The 16913-nt window shown below is 59.1% G+C and carries 12 protein-coding genes and 1 CRISPR repeat array; of the genes, 5 read left to right on the top strand and 7 right to left on the bottom strand.

Features of this window, described 5'->3' with window-relative positions; translation table 11 throughout:
- Positions 1-44: 44 nt before the first annotated feature.
- Positions 45-413: a CRISPR direct-repeat array (repeat unit 33 nt; unit sequence GTCGCGCCCCGCCCGGGGCGTGCGGATAGAAAC).
- A gap of 123 nt (positions 414-536) precedes the next feature.
- Together A3220_RS07685 and A3220_RS07690 are read left to right on the top strand one after the other, a co-directional pair.
- Positions 537-1127 carry a DUF4202 domain-containing protein gene (locus A3220_RS07685; RefSeq protein WP_062374258.1) on the top strand — a complete coding sequence of 197 codons (591 nt, stop codon included), beginning with the start codon at positions 537-539 and terminating at the stop codon, positions 1125-1127.
- A gap of 81 nt (positions 1128-1208) precedes the next feature.
- Positions 1209-4310 (top strand): FAD-binding and (Fe-S)-binding domain-containing protein, encoded by a 3102-nt coding sequence (locus tag A3220_RS07690; protein WP_062374260.1) that lies wholly within the window; start codon positions 1209-1211, stop codon positions 4308-4310.
- Positions 4311-4352: 42 nt separating this feature from the next.
- Here A3220_RS07690 and trpC read toward each other — a convergent pair whose 3' ends face one another.
- The 5 genes from trpC to A3220_RS07715 all read right to left on the bottom strand — a co-directional run bounded on the left by trpC (position 4353) and on the right by A3220_RS07715 (position 11462).
- Positions 4353-5156, bottom strand: coding sequence for an indole-3-glycerol phosphate synthase TrpC (gene trpC, locus A3220_RS07695; protein WP_062374262.1), 804 nt, complete (start codon positions 5154-5156; stop codon positions 4353-4355).
- A gap of 8 nt (positions 5157-5164) precedes the next feature.
- Positions 5165-6184 carry an anthranilate phosphoribosyltransferase gene (trpD, locus tag A3220_RS07700; protein WP_062374264.1) on the bottom strand — a complete coding sequence of 340 codons (1020 nt, stop codon included), beginning with the start codon at positions 6182-6184 and terminating at the stop codon, positions 5165-5167.
- 36 nt (positions 6185-6220) lie between these two features.
- Complete coding sequence (locus A3220_RS07705; RefSeq protein WP_062374266.1) at positions 6221-6826, bottom strand: aminodeoxychorismate/anthranilate synthase component II; 606 nt, start codon at positions 6824-6826, stop codon at positions 6221-6223.
- A gap of 86 nt (positions 6827-6912) precedes the next feature.
- A complete protein-coding gene (fdhF, locus tag A3220_RS07710) occupies positions 6913-9729 on the bottom strand; it encodes a formate dehydrogenase subunit alpha (RefSeq protein ID WP_062374268.1) in 2817 nt (938 codons plus the stop codon).
- A complete protein-coding gene (locus A3220_RS07715) occupies positions 9726-11462 on the bottom strand; it encodes an NAD(P)H-dependent oxidoreductase subunit E (protein ID WP_062374270.1) in 1737 nt (578 codons plus the stop codon). Before A3220_RS07715 ends, fdhF begins: the two co-directional genes overlap by 4 nt.
- A 291-nt stretch (positions 11463-11753) precedes the next feature.
- On the opposite strand from A3220_RS07715, the gene A3220_RS07720 reads away from it, so the two are divergent.
- On the top strand, positions 11754-12671 hold the full coding sequence (locus A3220_RS07720) for a zinc ABC transporter substrate-binding protein (RefSeq protein ID WP_062374272.1): 918 nt from the start codon (positions 11754-11756) through the stop codon (positions 12669-12671).
- 3 nt (positions 12672-12674) lie between these two features.
- Here the strand turns inward: A3220_RS07720 and A3220_RS07725 are convergent, their stop codons facing one another.
- The gene (locus A3220_RS07725; RefSeq protein WP_044628195.1) at positions 12675-13343 is read right to left on the bottom strand and encodes a phosphoglycolate phosphatase; all 669 of its coding nucleotides are present in this window, start codon (positions 13341-13343) and stop codon (positions 12675-12677) included.
- Positions 13344-13477: 134 nt separating this feature from the next.
- On the opposite strand from A3220_RS07725, the gene A3220_RS07730 reads away from it, so the two are divergent.
- The gene (locus A3220_RS07730; protein WP_062359145.1) at positions 13478-14776 is read left to right on the top strand and encodes an NAD(P)/FAD-dependent oxidoreductase; all 1299 of its coding nucleotides are present in this window, start codon (positions 13478-13480) and stop codon (positions 14774-14776) included.
- A 182-nt stretch (positions 14777-14958) separates the two neighbouring features.
- On the opposite strand, the gene rpe is transcribed toward A3220_RS07730, so the two are convergent.
- The gene (gene rpe, locus A3220_RS07735; RefSeq protein ID WP_044628197.1) at positions 14959-15657 is read right to left on the bottom strand and encodes a ribulose-phosphate 3-epimerase; all 699 of its coding nucleotides are present in this window, start codon (positions 15655-15657) and stop codon (positions 14959-14961) included.
- 218 nt (positions 15658-15875) lie between these two features.
- Here rpe and cysP point away from each other — a divergent pair, with 218 nt between their 5' ends.
- Positions 15876-16913: a thiosulfate ABC transporter substrate-binding protein CysP gene (gene cysP, locus A3220_RS07740; RefSeq protein ID WP_062374274.1), complete on the top strand. Its 1038-nt coding sequence runs from the start codon at positions 15876-15878 to the stop codon at positions 16911-16913.

Here is a 16913-nt window from a genome sequence, read left to right on the forward strand (position 1 = left end):
GATAGAAACATCGCAGGCATGGGCGGTGTCCAACACCAGGGGATGTCGCGCCCCGCCCGGGGCGTGCGGATAGAAACCAGGTGAACTCGGTGTTGGCTGCAGTATCCGTGACGTCGCGCCCCGCCCGGGGCGTGCGGATAGAAACGGGGCCGCCCTTATTAACTCGCGTTTCTGTGGCGGGTCGCGCCCCGCCCGGGGCGTGCGGATAGAAACTGTACGTACTGGCTGTGGCTGTGCGAGTTGGGTGGTCGCGCCCCGCCCGGGGCGTGCGGATAGAAACGGCGACGGCAACAACTGGCAAGGCCTGGTGCCCGGTCGCGCCCCGCCTGGGGCGTGCGGATAGAAACGTCAACACCACGCTAGGCGAAACCTGGGAAGACGTCGCGCCCCGCCCGGGGCGCATGAGTAGAAACTCGCTCCTTGCCCGTTGCTGCACATTATCCCTCGCGCCCGCTGCCCTTGGCAGCAGGCGCTTTTTTATACCGAACTACAAGCTGCTAGGATGTCACTCTGACCACTGAACCAAGCGAGCCAATATGTCTTCTGCCTTTGAACACACCCTTGCCGCTATTGATGCGCTCCATGCTCAAGACCCACGGCCAACCACTCTCGCAGATGGCACTTCTCAGCCACAAGAACTTATCTATGCCCAGCGTATGAGCCAGTGGCTAGAGCGACTGCAGGAGACGCCGAGCGAACTGTTGCGCATTGCCGTGCGCGCCCAGCATCTGCAGCGCTGGCAGCTGCCGCGAAGCGATTACCCAGAAGGCCGTATTGGCTACTTAACTTGGCGGCGGGACCAAAGTGCCCAGGCAGGCGATACCACGGCGGCACTCATGGAAGAAGCGGGCTATTCCCAAGAAGAGGCCAAACGCGTCGCCAGCATGATTCGCAAGCAAGGCTTGGGCCGAGATAGCGATGTTCAAGCCCTGGAGGACTGCGCCTGCCTAGTGTTCTTGGAAAACTACTTCGCCGATTTCTCCCGCAAGGTGGAGCACGAGCACATGGTGCGCATTGTGCAAAAGACCTGGGGCAAGATGTCGCCGCAAGCGCATGCGCTGGCCCTGACACTGCCCATGAACGACGCCTGTTCAGCGCTCGTCAAAGAGGCGTTAGGCAGCCATTGAGACGCCACCTCAAGATGCACCGGCGCAGTAGCTGCGGTAAAGTAGCGCTATCCGCTTCCAGCAGTGACGGCTCAACCTCCTATGATTGCATCCTTGGATTCTCGCACGGCCCCTTTCGAACGAATTGGCAGCCACTACGTGCGTTTTATCGAAGCCCTCCGCGCGCGCGGGTTCGAAGGTGAAATAGCACCGGATTACGCCAACCGCACCGTGCTGGCGACGGATAACTCGATTTACCAGCGCCTTCCCCAGGCGGCGGTGTTTCCCAAACACGCCGAAGACTTAGAGCGCCTTGCCAAGCTCGCCTCCGAGCCACCTCATCGGGATATCGTCCTCACCCCGCGGGGCGGCGGCACCGGCACCAACGGCCAGTCGCTGACCGATGGCATCGTGGTGGATGTCTCCCGCCATATGAACCAAATCATTGAGATTGACGTGGAAGCCCGCCGGGTGCGGGTACAGGCAGGCGTGGTCAAAGACCAGCTCAACGCCGCGCTGAAGCCCCACGGGCTGTTTTTCGCCCCCGAACTATCGACATCGAATCGCGCCACCATTGGCGGTATGATCTCTACCGATGCCAGCGGCCAGGGGAGCTGCCAGTACGGCAAAACTCGCCACCACGTGTTAGAGCTGGATACCGTCCTTCTCGGCGGCCAGCACTTGCATAGCCGCCCACTTAGCGCAGAAGAGGAGCAGCAGGCGCTGGCCCAGGAAGGCGTGTTGGGCAAGGTACACCGCACCGCCGCGACGATTATCGACCAACAGCGCGAACTGATTGAGGCAAAATTCCCGCCGCTCAACCGCTGTTTGACCGGCTACGACTTGGCCCACCTGCGCGAAGATGGGCGGCTCAACCTGAATAGCCTGCTGTGCGGTTCGGAAGGCTCCCTGGGCTTTTTAAACGAAGCCGTGCTCAACGTCTTGCCGATTCCCAAGCACTCTACGCTAGTGAATGTTCGCTACCCGAGCTTTATGGCTGCCTTGCGGGATGCCAAGGCGCTGATGACCGCCAGCGCATCGCCCACCTCCATAGAAACTATCGACGACACCGTGCTGCAACTGGCGATGGAAGACTTCGTTTGGGACAGCGTGGCGGAATTTTTCCCGGCGGGCAGCACGCCCATTCAGGGCATCAACCTGATCGAGTTCAACGACGATGACCCGGAACAGCTCGCAGCGCGTGTAACAGCGTTTACCCAGCACCTGAGCCAGGATGCCACTGTGGAGCGGCTGGGCTACACCCTGGCGGAAGGCCGCTCGCAGATCCAGAAAGTCTACGCCATGCGCAAACGCTCGGTAGGTCTGCTGGGTAACGTTCAGGGGGAGAAGCGTCCGCTGCCGTTCGTGGAGGACACCGCCGTTCCGCCGGAACATTTGGCCGACTTCATTACCGAGTTCCGCGCCGCGCTGGATGCGCGCAAGCTCTCCTACGGCATGTTTGGCCATGTGGATGCGGGGGTGCTGCACGTGCGCCCGGCGCTAGATATGAAAGACCCCCCCCAGGAAGCGCTGATTCGCGAGATTTCTGATGAAGTCGCTGCGCTCACCCAGAAGTACGGCGGGTTGCTGTGGGGCGAACACGGTAAAGGCGTGCGCTCCGAGTACGGGCCTAAGTTCTTTGGTGAGCTTTACCCCTGCCTGCAGCAGGTCAAGGCGGCCTTCGATCCGCACAACCAGCTCAACCCCGGCAAGATCGCGTCACCTTCTGAAAGCACCACGCTGATTGCGAAAGAGAGCGACCCGGAGCTGCTCACCGTCGACGGCGTGCCCATGCGCGGCCAGCTCGACCGCACCATTGACGAGCGGGCCTGGCAGGCCTATGACGCAGCGGTGTACTGCAACGGCAACGGCGCTTGCTACAACTACGATGTGGACGACCCCATGTGCCCCTCGTGGAAGGCCACCCGCGACCGCCGCCACTCCCCTAAAGGCCGCGCCAGCTTGATTCGTGAGTGGCTGCGCTTGCAGTCGCAAGCGGGCATCGACGTGGTGGAAGAGTCGCGCCAAAAGAAAGCCGAGCGCACCTGGGGCTTTATAAAAAGCTTCCCCAAGCGGGTGATGAACACCGTTAGCCGCCAGCAGCACCACGACTACTCCCATGAAGTCTACGACGCCATGGCGGGCTGCTTGGCGTGTAAGTCCTGCGCGGGCCAGTGTCCGATCAAAGTCAACGTACCGCAGTTCCGCTCACAGTTTTTAGAGGTGTATCACGGCCGCTACCTGCGCCCGCTGCGGGATTACGTGATTGGCGGCACTGAATTTATGCTGCCTGCGTTAACCAAGATGGCCCCGCTGTATAACGCCGCCCTTGGCCAGCGCTGGGTAGAGCAACTCATGCAGAAAGGGCTCGGCATTAGCGACTCCCCCGCGCTCTCTCGCGCCAACGTGAAAAAGCAGCTGCGCGCCTGGGGCGTTGCGGAAGCCACGCCCACATCGCTTGCGCTACTCACCGAGCAGCAGCGGGCCAACAGCGTCGTGATTGTGCAAGATGCCTTCACCACCCACTTTGAAGCCAAGCTGGTGATGGATGTGGTAGAGCTGCTAGCGCGGCTGAACCTGCGCGTGTTTGTCATGCCGTTTTCCGCCAACGGCAAGCCGCTGCACGTACAGGGCTTTTTAGGTGCCTTTGAGCGCACGGCAGAGAAGCAAGCCAAACGCCTTCGCGCGCTTAGTGAGTTTGAGGTGCCCATGGTAGGCATCGACCCAGCCATGACGCTGACCTACCGCCAGGAGTACGTCAAAGCGCTGGGCGGCGATAAGGTGCCGAACGTACTGATGCTGCAGGAGTGGTTAGCGACCCGCGTCAACACCCTCGCCCCCGGCCAGCTAACGCTCAAAGACCCAGGCTTTAAGCTGCTTTCCCACTGCACCGAAAAAACCAACGCGCCGGGCAGCCCAAAAGCGTGGCAGCAGGTATTTGCAGCGTTTGGTTTGCAGTTGGAGCTGGCCATCACGGGCTGCTGCGGCATGTCCGGCACCTACGGCCACGAGACCCGTAACGTCGCCACCTCGAAAACGATCTACGCTCAGTCGTGGCAGCCACAGGTGGAAGCAGAGGAGAACAGCGGTAAGCTACTGGCCACCGGCTACTCCTGCCGCAGTCAGGTGAAGCGCTACTCAGCGCAAACCCTGCCCCACCCGCTGCAAGCTCTGCTGACCAGTATCAAACAGGCCAGCCGCTAACGCGGCTGGCCTGCTGGGGCTTGCTGATATCCGTGTGGGCGTTTAGAAAAACAGCCGCTTGAGGGCCAAACCAGGGTCCTCTTCGCGCATAAACGCTTCACCGACCAAAAAGCCATTGACCTCGTGGTCACGCATTAGCTCTACGTCATCACGCGTGTGAATGCCTGACTCGGTGATCACGGTCACGCCTTCAGGGATACGCGGCAGCAGATCCAGAGTGGTATTCAGGCTGGTATCAAAAGTGTGTAGGTTGCGGTTGTTAATACCCACCAGCTTTAGGTCCAGCGCCAGGGCGCGCTCTAGCTCCTCTGCATCGTGAACTTCCACCAGCACATCCATCCCCAATGCGTTGGCCTGCTGGTGCAGGTCGCGCAGCTGAGCGTCATTGAGCGCCGCCACAATCAATAGGATGCAGTCCGCACCGATGGCGCGCGCTTCAGTGACCTGGTAGCCGTGGGTAATAAAGTCTTTACGGATCACCGGCAGGTCGCAGGCATCGCGAGCGGCAATGAGGTAGTCCTCGTGGCCCAGGAAGAAGTCGGCATCGGTGAGCACGGAAAGGCACGCTGCGCCGCCCTGGGCGTAGCTTTTGGCGATATCCGCTGGGTGAAACTCTTCCCGCATCACGCCTTTAGAGGGCGAGGCTTTTTTCACCTCGGCGATGACTGCCGCGTCGCCTGCCGCAATACGCTGATTCAATGCATCAATAAAGCCACGGGGCGCGCTCTGCTTCTCCGCCAGTGCGAGCAGATCAGCCTCAGATACCGCCTGCTGACGCTCAGCAACTTCCTGGCCTTTACGGGCCAAAATGCGCGTTAAAATAGTCGGCGTTGCCTGGTCACTCATTGGAAGTTTTACCCTTTAAAGACACTAGTGAAGTGCGAAAGCTCTCGGAGCTTCTCAAGCGGTAGTTTGGAGGCCTGGGCATCCTGGGCCACCATCACGCCCTCTTTCAAGCTATCGGCCACGCCCGCGCAGTAGAGCGCAGCCCCGGCGTTGAGTGCCACCATATCTGCCGCCGCTCCTTCACCGCTAAGTGCGGCTTTCACCAAACGCAGGCTATCTTCCGCGCTGGACGCTTTAAGGGTGGCGAGGCTTTGGCGCTCGATACCCAGGGATTCCGGCGTAATGGTGTACTGGGTAATCTCGCCCTCTTTTAGCTCTGCCACCAGAGTGGGTGCTGCCAGGGAGATTTCATCCAGTCCATCTTCAGAATGCACCACCATGACATGGCGGCTCCCCAGCTTGCGCAATACTTCGGCCATCAGCGGCACCAGCTCCGCTGAATATACGCCCAGCACTTGATTGGGCGCACTGGCGGGGTTGGTTAACGGGCCAAGAATATTAAACAGCGTACGTACGCCCATTTCCCGCCGTGGCCCAATGGCATAGCGCATGGCGGGGTGGTGGTTAGGTGCGAACATAAAGCCAACGCCGACCTGCTCAATGCAGCGCGCCACTTGCTCAGGCTTGAGGTCGAGATAGATGCCGGCAATATCGAATAAATCGGCGCTGCCAGAAGAAGAGGAGACGCTGCGATTGCCATGTTTAGCCACATGGGCACCGCCAGCGGCAGCCACAAAACTAGACGCCGTGGACACATTAAACAGGTTCGCGCCATCGCCGCCGGTGCCGACGATATCCACCACGTTCTCGGTGTGTAGCTCGACGCGTTTCATTAAATCGCGCATCACCTGGGCGGCGGCGCTAATCTCTTCAGCGCTTTCGCCTTTCATGGCCAGCCCCACCAGCAGGCCGCCAATTTGCGCGTCGGAGGCTTCGCCGGTCATGATCTGGCGCATCAGTGCGTGCATCGCATTGAAAGAGAGGTCTTCGCGGCGCATCACCGCGTTAATTGCGTCTCGCATTTGCATGAGCAGGAAAGCCCCTAAAGCGTATGAATTTGGCGATCAGCCGCGTTGTAAAAAATTGGCCAATAACGCATGGCCCTGGCGCGTGAGTATCGACTCAGGGTGAAACTGTACCCCCTCCACATCAAGGGTACGATGACGAAAGCCCATGATCAGCCCGGGCGTTACGTCATCCTCGGCGGTCCAGGCGGTCACTTCTAGGCAGTCGGGCAGGCTCTCCTGCTCAACGACTAATGAGTGATAGCGCGTCACTTCCAACGGGTTTTCCAGCCCGCTGAACACTCCCTGCCCACGGTGTACCACGGCCGAGGTTTTACCGTGCATCACCTGGGGTGCCCGCACCACTTTGCCGCCGTACACCTGGCCGATGGCCTGATGCCCCAGGCAAACGCCCAAAATAGGCAGTTTGCCCGCAAAATGCTCGATGGCCGCTAGCGAAATGCCCGCCTCGTTGGGCGTACACGGGCCGGGCGAAATCACCAGATGGGTAGGCGCCAGGGCGCGCATCTGCTCCAGGGTAATCTCATCGTTGCGGTAGGTCACCACCTCGGCATTCAGTTCACTAAGGTACTGGACGATGTTAAACGTGAAGCTGTCGTAGTTATCCAGCATCAACACCCGTTGCACTGCCTGCGCTTGCGCCATCGCCCCGCTTACTCCATCACATAAATAAAACCGCACAGGCGAGATGATACCCCAACCCAGACGCTCCTTGCAGGGGCAGCGCGCGCTTAGTGGGGCTGCGGCACCGCTGCCCGCTCCAGTCGGCAGGCGGCGTACTTGAACTCGGGTATTTTGCCGTAGGGGTCCAGGGCCGGGTTGGTGAGCAGATTGGCGGCGGCCTCGGCATAGGCAAACGGCACAAACACCATCCCATCGGGGATTTTATCGTCCACTCGGGCGGTCAGCGTAATCGTTCCACGCCGCGTGGTTATGGTGAGCTTCTCGCCCGGTACTACCCCCAGACGGTTGAGCTCGCCCGGTGAGAGGCTGGCGACCGCTTCTGGCTCTAGGGCGTCGAGCACCTGAGCACGCCGCGTCATGGTACCCGTATGCCAATGCTCTAACTGGCGACCGGTGGTCAGTACCGTCGGGTACTCATCATCCACCGGCTCGTCCGGCGGTAGCGGGCGCGTGGGGGCGAATTTAGCCAGCCCGCCAGCGCGCGGAAAGGTGTCGCTAAAGACCACGTCCTGGCCGGGGGCATCCTCGGCTGGGCAGGGGTACGTGACGGAGTTCTCCCGCGCTAGCCGCTCCCAGCTAATGTGGTTGAACGAGTGCATTCCCTGCTGCATTTCGGCAAACACGTCTTGCGGGTGCTGATAGCGCCAGCCCAGCCCAAAGCGGTTAGCGATCTCTTGGATGATCCACCAGTCCGGCTTAGCTTCTCCTGGCAGCGGTAATGCCGCCCTGCCCAGCTGTACTTGGCGGTTAGTGTTGGTCACGGTGCCGTCTTTTTCGGGCCACGCAGAAGCAGGCAGAATCACGTCGGCGAACTGGGCAGTTTCAGTGATAAACAGATCCTGCACCACCAAATGCTCAAGCTTACCCAGCGCGGCGCGGGCGTGGGTAAGATCCGGGTCGGACATCGCTGGGTTTTCACCCACAATGTACATACCACGCACCTCGCCTGCGTGAATCGCATTCATCACTTCCACCACCGTTAGCCCAGGCTCATCGCTCAGCGGCGTGTTCCATAGCTCTTCAAACGCGGCACGCAGCTGGCTATCGCCCACAGGCTGGTAGTCCGGCAGCATCATAGGAATCAGCCCCGCATCCGAGGCACCCTGCACGTTATTTTGACCGCGCAGCGGGTGCAGGCCTGTGCCGGGGCGACCGGTGTGGCCGCAGGCCAGTGCCAACGAGATCAAACAGCGGGCATTATCGGTGCCGTGGGTGTGCTGAGAAATACCCATACCCCAGAAAATCATCGCTTTCTCGGCGTTGGCGTAGCGGCGCGCCACCTCACGAATAGTGTCGGGGGCTACGCCGCACAGCGCACTCATGGCGTCCGGTGTGCTGTGAGCCACGCTCTGCTTGAGCGCTTCAAAGCCTTCGGTGTGGGCGTCGATGTAGGCTTGGTTATACAGGCCTTCCGCGATGATCACGTGGAGCAGCGCGTTGAACAGCGATACATCCGCCCCCGGTGTAAAGCGCACACTCATGCTGGCGTAAGCGTCCAGCGACTGCCCGCGAGGGTCGAGAATGATGATCTCAGTACCCCGCTTGGCTGCCTGCTTGAAGAACGTCGCCGCCACGGGGTGATTCACCGCCGGGTTGCAGCCGGTAAGGATCACCACATCAGCCTCCAGCGCCTGCATAAACGAAGCGGTCACCGCGCCAGAGCCTAAGCACTCCATCAGCGCCGCAACGGAGCTGGCATGGCAAAGCCGCGTGCAGTGATCCACGTTATTGCTGCCAAAACCGGTACGCACCAACTTCTGGAACAGCCACGCCTCTTCGTTAGAGCATTTGGCGCTGCCAAAGCCCGCCAACGCTTTGGGGCCTTGCGCCTGTTTAATCGCCATTAGGCCGCCTGCCGCGATTTCCAGCGCTTCGTCCCAGCTGGCTTCGCGGAAGTGGCTAAATGGATTGGCAGGGTCAAAGGTAGAGTCGAGCGCCTTGGGAATCCCAGGTAAGCGTATCAGCGGCTTGGTCAGGCGTGTCGGGTGGCTCACGTAATCAAACCCAAATCGGCCTTTCACGCACAGGCGGTTCTGGTTAGCGGGGCCGTTGCGCCCTTCCACATAGGCCAGGGCATCGTCGTTAATATGGTACGTCAGCTGGCAGCCCACCCCGCAGTAGGGGCACACGGAATCCACCTGCCGCTGGCTTTGAGAATCGCCCTGACCTGCGGCATTGACCACGGTGGCGGGCATCAATGCGCCGGTGGGGCATGCTTGCACGCACTCGCCGCAGCCTACGCAGGTGCTCTGGCCCATCGGGTCGGCAAAATCAAATACCACGGTGGCGGCGGCGCCCCGCTGCGCCATGCCGATGACATCGTTACTCTGCACCTCGCGGCAGGCGCGCACGCACAGGTTGCAGGTAATGCAGGCGTCCAAGTTAACGTGCATCGCCGGGTGGCTGGTATCTGGCTGGCTCACCTTTGGCGCAGCCGCTGCATGGTTGACGGCTGCTTTACGGCGTGGCGGTAGCCACGACTTAACGGCCGCTTCGTCGACCGCTAACTGGTCGGCTACTTCCCAGAAGTGGCTGGAGCGGTCAGGGCTTTGGGCGCGGCTGGGCTGGTCGGCCATCAGCAGTTCCAATACCGTTTCACGCGCTTGTGTGGCACGGGGCGAGTGGGCGCTGTGTACCACCATGCCGGGTTTGGCCTCGCGGATACAGCTTGCCGCCAGCACGCGCTCGCCTTCCACTTCCACCATACAGGCCCGGCAGTTGCCGTCGGCGCGGTAGCCAGGGGCGTCTTTGAAACAGAGGTGGGGAATGCTCTCTCCAGCGCGCTTGGCCACCTGCCAAAGGGTTTCTCCGGGGTAGGCAGTGACTTCTTGATCATCCAATACAATAGTGAACGAAGCGGTCATGGTGCACTCCCTTCAGCGGCATCGCTGACAATAATCTGCTGTTGGGCGAGCGCAGGGCGGAAATCCTTGAGTAGCCCCAATACAGGATTTGGAGCCGCTTGCCCCAGGCCGCAAATCGAGGCGTCCTGCATCACTTGTGCCAGTCGAGTGAGCGCCTGCACATCCCATGTGGGTTGCTCTAGCAAGCTGAGCATTTTCTCGCTGCCTACCCGGCAAGGCGTACACTGCCCGCAGGATTCATCGGCAAAAAAAGCCAGCAGGTTGGTGGCCACCGCCTGAAGATTGTCTTGCTCAGAGAGCACGATAATCGCCGCTGACCCAATAAAACTGCCGTGCGCCTGCAGCGTGTCGAAATCCAGCGGCACATCGGCTTTACTGGCGGGCAGAATGCCACCCGAGGCGCCGCCGGGCAGATAAGCGACCAGCGTATGCCCTTCCGCCATGCCGCCTGCATACTCCTCTATCAACTCGCGCAGCGTGATGCCTGCTGGCGCCAAGTACACGCCGGGCTTGTTCACTCGCCCGGAGACAGAAAAACTGCGCAGGCCTCGTCGACCATTGCGCCCATGCCCAGCAAACCACTCAGCCCCTTTGTGCCAAATGGCAGGAATCCAATAAACGGTTTCAACGTTATTGACCAGCGTGGGGCGGCCCAACAGCCCCTGCTGGGCTACGTAAGGCGGGCGGTGGCGCGGCTTACCCGGTTTGCCCTCCAAGGATTCAATCAGCGCCGACTCCTCACCGCAGATATAAGCGCCCGCGCCCCGGCGCATGATGATGAATCCAGGCGCGACGATGCCCGACTGCTCAAGCTCTGCAATCGCTTCATGGAGCACACGGTGAAGGCCGGGGTATTCGTCGCGCAGATAGATATAGAGCGCCTCGGCCTCTATCGCCCAAGCGCTAATCAGCGCGCCCTCAAGAAACTGATGCGGCGCGCGCTCTAAATAGTAGCGGTCTTTAAACGTCCCCGGCTCGCCCTCATCAGCGTTAATCACGCAGTAGCGCGGCCCGGCGGCTTGGCGCACCGCCTGCCACTTTTTAAACGTAGGGAAGCCCGCGCCTCCCAAGCCTCGCAGGCCCGACGCTTCAAGCGCCTGCAGCACCTCATCAATGCTGATCTTACCGCTGCGCACATGGGCCAGTAACTGGGAACCGCCTGCCTGCTGATAGGCGTCAAGGCGCTGCCACAAAATCGCTTCAGGGTGAAAGTGGCCGGTATCCACCACGGCCTCGACGCCTTCTGCGGTGGCATACAGCACATGGTGATGGCCCACTTCTGCCACCGGCGCGGTATCGCAGCGGCCCATGCAGGGCGCACGGATCACCCGTACACAGTCAGGATCAACGCGGGCCTCTAATGCTTTGTGCAGCGCACTGGCCCCCGCTAATTGGCAGGAAAGAGAATCACAGACGCGAATTGTGGTATCCGGCGGGGGCGCTTGGTGGTCGTGCACCACATCGAAATGGGCATAGAACGTCGCCGTCTCGTACACCGCTGCCATGGGCAGGTTCATATAGGCTGCCAGGGCGCGCAGTTGCACAAGCGATAAGTGGCCGTGGGCATCCTGAATGGCGTGTAGATGCTCTATCAACAGGTCGCGACGCTTTAGGCTTGGCGTCTGGCGCTCATCGCCTAACAGGTCACGCAGCGCCGCCAGTGCGACAGGCGCTACATCACGCCCTTTAGGGTACCCGCGGCGGCGAGAGGACATACCATTTTGAGGGGTCATGACACGCTATCCAGAAAGCTGTTCAAAAGAGTGATTTAAAAAAAGCTACGCTTGTCAAAAGAGGACTAGGCTTAGGGCTAGGCGAACATAGATAGTAGCTATTTTGTCCACCATGTCGTTATTAAGCGGCATTTTTTTAAAGCATAGAGGTTAACAGGCGTGGGTGAAACCACTTCGTTTGCAGGAGTTGGCACTACGCTTTGCTCTAAAGCAAAGCGCGGCAATGGCTCTAGCAACAAAGCAGGACACTCTTTATGATTTGCCGTCATTTTAATAGGTTAGGAGCGTGGTATGGACAAGCGGGCACCCTGGATAATCACGCTCTTATTAGTGGCGACATTCATCACCCCCCAGGCATTCGCGGCCACTTCGATTAAAGTGATAGCGTCGTTTTCGGTCATCGAAGATTTAGTCAAGCGTGTCGCAGGCGATGATATCAGCATCACGACGATTGTACCGGAGGGCGATGATGTTCACCGCTGGGAGCTGACGCCCCCTAACGTACTTGCAGTGGAAGAGGCCGATATTGTGTTTTACAACGGCCACGGGCTAGAGCCATGGATCCGTCATGTAGAAGCGATGGCCAACGACACGCTAACGCTAATGGCTCTGGCCGAAAGCGCCAACTATGCGCCGCTGACGATTCCAGTGGGTCAGCATAAAGGCAATCCGGACCCCCATATGTGGATGGACCCCAAAGGAGCTGCCGCTTATATCGAGGTAATCACTCACACCCTAAGCGTACGCTATCCCGACAAAGCAGCCGCTTTTCAGGCTCGAGCGGTGCAAGCCAGGGAGGCGCTTGCCCTACTCGACCAGCAGATACAAGAGCGCCTGGAGGGGATTCCGCAAACCAATCGTATACTCACTACCAGTGAAGCGGCTTTTGGCTATTTTGCCCACGCTTACGGCTTTGAGTATGCCGCGATTTGGGGCCTAGGCAGCGAGACACTGGGCAGCGCCCAGGCTATGGAAATCATGAGCAAACGCTTAACCGACAAACGTCCGCCCGCGCTGTTTTATGAAAGCACGACGCCCTATATCCATATGGATGCCCTAGCGCGAGAGGCTGGCCTTACGCTAGCAGGCCCGCTCTATGTGGATACGCTGAGTGATACCGATGGCCCCGCCTACAACTACCCGGCAATGCTGCGCCACAATGCCGAGCTGTTGCATGAAGCGCTGGGAGGTGCCAGGGCCGAGGAGTAGGCGCTAGCTAACCAGCTCGCGAAGCGATGCCACTATCAGATCCGGGTGGCTCTGCTCGATGGGGTCGCCGTGGTTATAGCCATATGGCAGTGCCACCGTCGTAAAGCCCGCCGCCTTACCCGCCGCGATATCATGACGAGAGTCCCCCACCATCACGCTCGCCGAGGGGGCAATATCCAGCGTATGGGCAACATGCAGAAGCGGCAACGGGCTGGGTTTTTTCTCGGCTAGCGAGTCGCCGCCCACGGTAGACGTGAACAGCGCCAGCACACCAAAGTGGCTTAAAATAGGCGCAATGAACCGCTCGGGTTTATTGGTAATCAAGGCCAGCACAAAACCCGCCTCATGCAGCGCATGAAGCGCTTCAGACGCGTCCGGGTAGAGTTTGGTTAATGCATTGGGCGCGGCCCCGTAATGGCGCATAAACGCTTCGTAGGCGTTTTGTTGCAACGCTGCCTCCGGTGCGGCGTTGAGTGCCCAGGACAGCGCTCGCTCTACCAGTACCTGTGCGCCGTTGCCCACCCAATCGCGCACCTGATCTTCACTCGGCTGCGCCAGCCCAACTTCTTGCAGCGCCCGCTGCACGCCAACGGCCAAATCGGGCACTGAGTCGATTAACGTGCCGTCTAAATCAAAGGCGATTAACCGCTTTCCTTGCAAAATGGTATGCACGCGTGGCCTCACTTATGTGCTTAGGCTGCTAGTTGGCAACAGTGTCGATTAATTTGATCATCTTACCTACTTAGTTCTTCGTCATACACCGCATAAAGTTCTATGCTGTGGCTATATTTGCCAAGGAGAGAGTAATGGCCATTCCCCGAATTGTGATTGTGGGCGGCGGCGCGGGCGGGCTAGCCCTAGCCACCCGTCTTGGACACACGCTAGGTAAAAAAAAGCGCGCTGAGATTGTCCTGCTTGACCGCAACGCCACCCACGTATGGAAGCCGCTGCTGCATGAGCTAGCCACCGGGGTGCTAAACTCCAGCATGGATGAAGTGGATTATCGCGGGCACTCCTCAGCCCACTACTACCGCTACCAGCGCGGCTCGCTCAACGGTCTTGATCGGGAACAGAAGGTCATTCACCTGGCACCTATTGAAGATGAAGATGGCGTGGAGGTACTGCCCGCCCGCCAGCTCACTTATGACTATTTAGTACTGTCACTTGGCAGTATCTCGAATGATTTTGGTACCAAGGGAGTCGCAGAGCACTGCCACTTTATTGACTCTCCCCAGCAGGCCAAAGCCTTCCAGCGGGACATGATCAATACCTTCCTGCGCTATACCGACCCCAAGCTGCGTCAGAACACCCAGCTCACCATTGGCATTGTCGGCGGCGGTGCAACGGGGGTGGAGCTTTCGGCGGAATTGTTAGACGCCTCGCGCCTGCTCAATGCCTACGGCGTCACGGCTGTTGATCACCAAACCATTAGCGTGCATTTGATTGAAGCGGCACCGCGCCTGCTCCCCGGCTTATCTGAGCGCATCAGCCAAACCGTTCAGCAAGAGCTGGAGAGCATGGGGGTCACCGTACATGTGGGCACGGCAATTCAAGAAGCTCAGGAGTATCAGCTGGTCACAGGCGACGGTGAGGTGATCGAAACCGATCTCAACGTATGGGCCGCTGGCATTAAAGCGCCGCCGTTTCTTACTGAGCTGGGCTTAAGCACCAACAAGCGCAACCAGATCAACGTCAAGCAGACACTGCAGAGCGTAGACGACCCGCATATTTTTGCAATGGGCGACTGCGCTTGCTGCCCCCAAGGCGATAATGCAACGGTGCCGCCTCGCGCTCAGGCCGCCCATCAGCAGGCCAAGCTATTGGCTAAAAACCTGGAGCATTGCCTGGAGAAGAAGCCGCTGCGCGAATTTCACTATCGCGATCACGGCTCGCTTGTATCCCTGGCCCGTTACGACGCGGTAGGCAACCTCATGCGCAGCTCCGCCTCTCGCGGGCTTTTTCTGGAGGGCTGGCTGGCGCGCCAAGCCTATGCATCGCTCTACCGCATGCATCAACTCTCTATTCACGGTGCGCCAAAAACCGGGCTTGCCTGGCTGGTGGATAAATTGAACCGCTACCTCAAACCACGCATGAAACTTCACTAAAGACATGCAAAGGCGGGAGATCTACCCTAATACCATTCAATTAAGCATAATTAGCAGTTATGGGAGAGAGCTTCAGCTCGCGACAGGGGCTCGGCTAAGGCGCCTAGCGGCGCCATTCGCCCGCTAAAGCGGCCTCCCACTCAGGCTTACTCAGCATAATGGGTAGGTAAACCCGATAACTATCAGCGAACCTTGGCCAGCTCCGCGCGCATCTGCTGAATCACGCTGTCGTAGCCGTGGGGGTCGCTTGCCTGGTGGGCGTTAAAGATCGCTGAACCCGCTACAAAGGTATCGGCACCGGCGGCGGCGATATCCGCGATATTGTCGACTTTGACGCCACCATCAATCTCCAAGCGAATGGGCAAGCCCGAAGCGTCGATACGCGCACGTGCCTCACGCAGCTTGTTCAGCGTGCCGGGGATAAACGACTGGCCGCCAAAGCCGGGGTTGACGCTCATCAGCAGCACCATATCAACCTTATCCATCACGTAATCAAGATACGAAAGCGGCGTGGCCGGGTTAAACACCAGCCCCGCTTTACAACCACCATCACGAATCAGCTGCAGCGCACGATCAATATGCTCGGATGCTTCGGGGTGAAAGGTAATGTAGCTGGCCCCGGCATCAATAAAATCGCTAATCATGCGATCCACCGGCTTCACCATCAGGTGCACATCAATGGGTGCCGTCACACCATGGTCGCGCAGCGCCTTACATACCATCGGCCCAATAGTCAGGTTCGGCACGTAATGGTTGTCCATGACGTCGAAATGAACCACATCGGCGCCGGCCGCCAGCACGTTATCAACCTCCTCGCCCAGCCGCGCAAAGTTAGCGGAGAGTATCGAAGGGGCAATCAAAAAATCCTGTGCAGCGCTCATGAAGGGGTCCTCAGGTAATAAAAATAAAGGGGCCATCTTACCAGAGCCACACACGAAGCCCTATTACACGTGACGGCCATGCAGCACGCTTGCCGTCAATGCATATCCTTAAACAGATATTTCCAAATAGAATATAAAACACGATTGTAATTCCACAATCCTAGGTTTAACCTTAGCGTCATCGCGACTAAATCGCCCCCAGAATCAAGGAGTCTATAATGACGCTATCCTCTGCATTCCGTACTGGCCTTCGCCGTAGCCTACTGGCCGTTGCCGTTGGCACCGTCGTTTCTGGCATGACCTTCTCCAGCGCCGCCGTTGCTCAGGAGCGCGAGCTGCTGAACTCCTCCTATGACATCGCCCGTGAGCTATTCGCCGCGATCAACCCGGAGTTCCAGGCGTGGTGGGAAGAAGAGCATGGCGAAGAGATCGCTATCAGCCAGTCCCACGGTGGCTCCTCTGCCCAGGCGCGCGCCATTATGCAGGGCCTACGTGCGGACGTAGTGACGTTTAACCAAGTCACCGACGTTCAAGCACTAGCCGATGCAGGCTTGGTGGCTGAGGATTGGCAGGATGCGTTTGAGAACAACGCTTCGCCCTACTACTCCACCACCGCTTTCCTGGTGCGCAAAGGCAACCCGAAAGGCATCGAAAGCTGGGATGACCTCGTTAAAGAAGACGTACAAATGGTCTTCCCGAACCCGAAAACCTCCGGTAACGGCCGCTACACGTACCTGGCTGCCTGGGGCTTCGCCGAGAATGAATTCGACGGCGATGAAGAGAAGATCCAAGACTTCATGCGCACATTCCTGCGCAACGTAGCGGTGTTCGACACCGGCGGTCGCGGTGCCACAACCAGCTTTATCGAGCGCGGCATTGGCGACGTACTGATCAGCTTTGAGTCTGAAGTGAACAACATCCGCAGCGAATACGGCAGCGATGACTACGAAGTAATCGTCCCGCCGGTGAGCATTCTGGCGGAATTCCCGGTCGCGGTGGTGGGTGAAAACGCCGAACGTAACGGCAACAGCGACTTAGCCCAAAGCTACTTAGAGTACCTCTATACCGAAGACGCCCAGCGTCAGCTGGCAGGCTTTAACTACCGTGTCCATAACGACACTGTGGTAGAAGAGTTTGCCGACCAGTTCCCCGACACCGAGCTATTTGAAGTCGAAACCGTGTTCGGCAGCTGGGAAGAAGCGATGGAGAACCACTTCGAAGGCGGTGCTCTGCTTGATCAACTGCAACGTCGTTAA

It is taken from the genome of Halomonas sp. KX33721 (assembly GCF_001596805.1).
GTDB lineage: Bacteria > Pseudomonadota > Gammaproteobacteria > Pseudomonadales > Halomonadaceae > Vreelandella > Vreelandella aquamarina.

Bases quoted from the DNA above. Each gene is read 5' to 3' on its own strand.
- A3220_RS07685 (WP_062374258.1), top strand. From the start codon at position 537: ATGTCTTCTGCCTTTGAACACACCCTTGCCGCTATTGATGCGCTCCAT.
- A3220_RS07690 (WP_062374260.1), top strand. From the start codon at position 1,209: ATGATTGCATCCTTGGATTCTCGCACGGCCCCTTTCGAACGAATTGGC.
- trpC (WP_062374262.1), bottom strand. From the start codon at position 5,156: ATGAGTGACCAGGCAACGCCGACTATTTTAACGCGCATTTTGGCCCGT.
- trpD (WP_062374264.1), bottom strand. From the start codon at position 6,184: ATGCAAATGCGAGACGCAATTAACGCGGTGATGCGCCGCGAAGACCTC.
- A3220_RS07705 (WP_062374266.1), bottom strand. From the start codon at position 6,826: ATGGCGCAAGCGCAGGCAGTGCAACGGGTGTTGATGCTGGATAACTAC.
- fdhF (WP_062374268.1), bottom strand. From the start codon at position 9,729: ATGACCGCTTCGTTCACTATTGTATTGGATGATCAAGAAGTCACTGCC.
- A3220_RS07715 (WP_062374270.1), bottom strand. From the start codon at position 11,462: ATGACCCCTCAAAATGGTATGTCCTCTCGCCGCCGCGGGTACCCTAAA.
- A3220_RS07720 (WP_062374272.1), top strand. From the start codon at position 11,754: ATGGACAAGCGGGCACCCTGGATAATCACGCTCTTATTAGTGGCGACA.
- A3220_RS07730 (WP_062359145.1), top strand. From the start codon at position 13,478: ATGGCCATTCCCCGAATTGTGATTGTGGGCGGCGGCGCGGGCGGGCTA.
- rpe (WP_044628197.1), bottom strand. From the start codon at position 15,657: ATGAGCGCTGCACAGGATTTTTTGATTGCCCCTTCGATACTCTCCGCT.
- cysP (WP_062374274.1), top strand. From the start codon at position 15,876: ATGACGCTATCCTCTGCATTCCGTACTGGCCTTCGCCGTAGCCTACTG.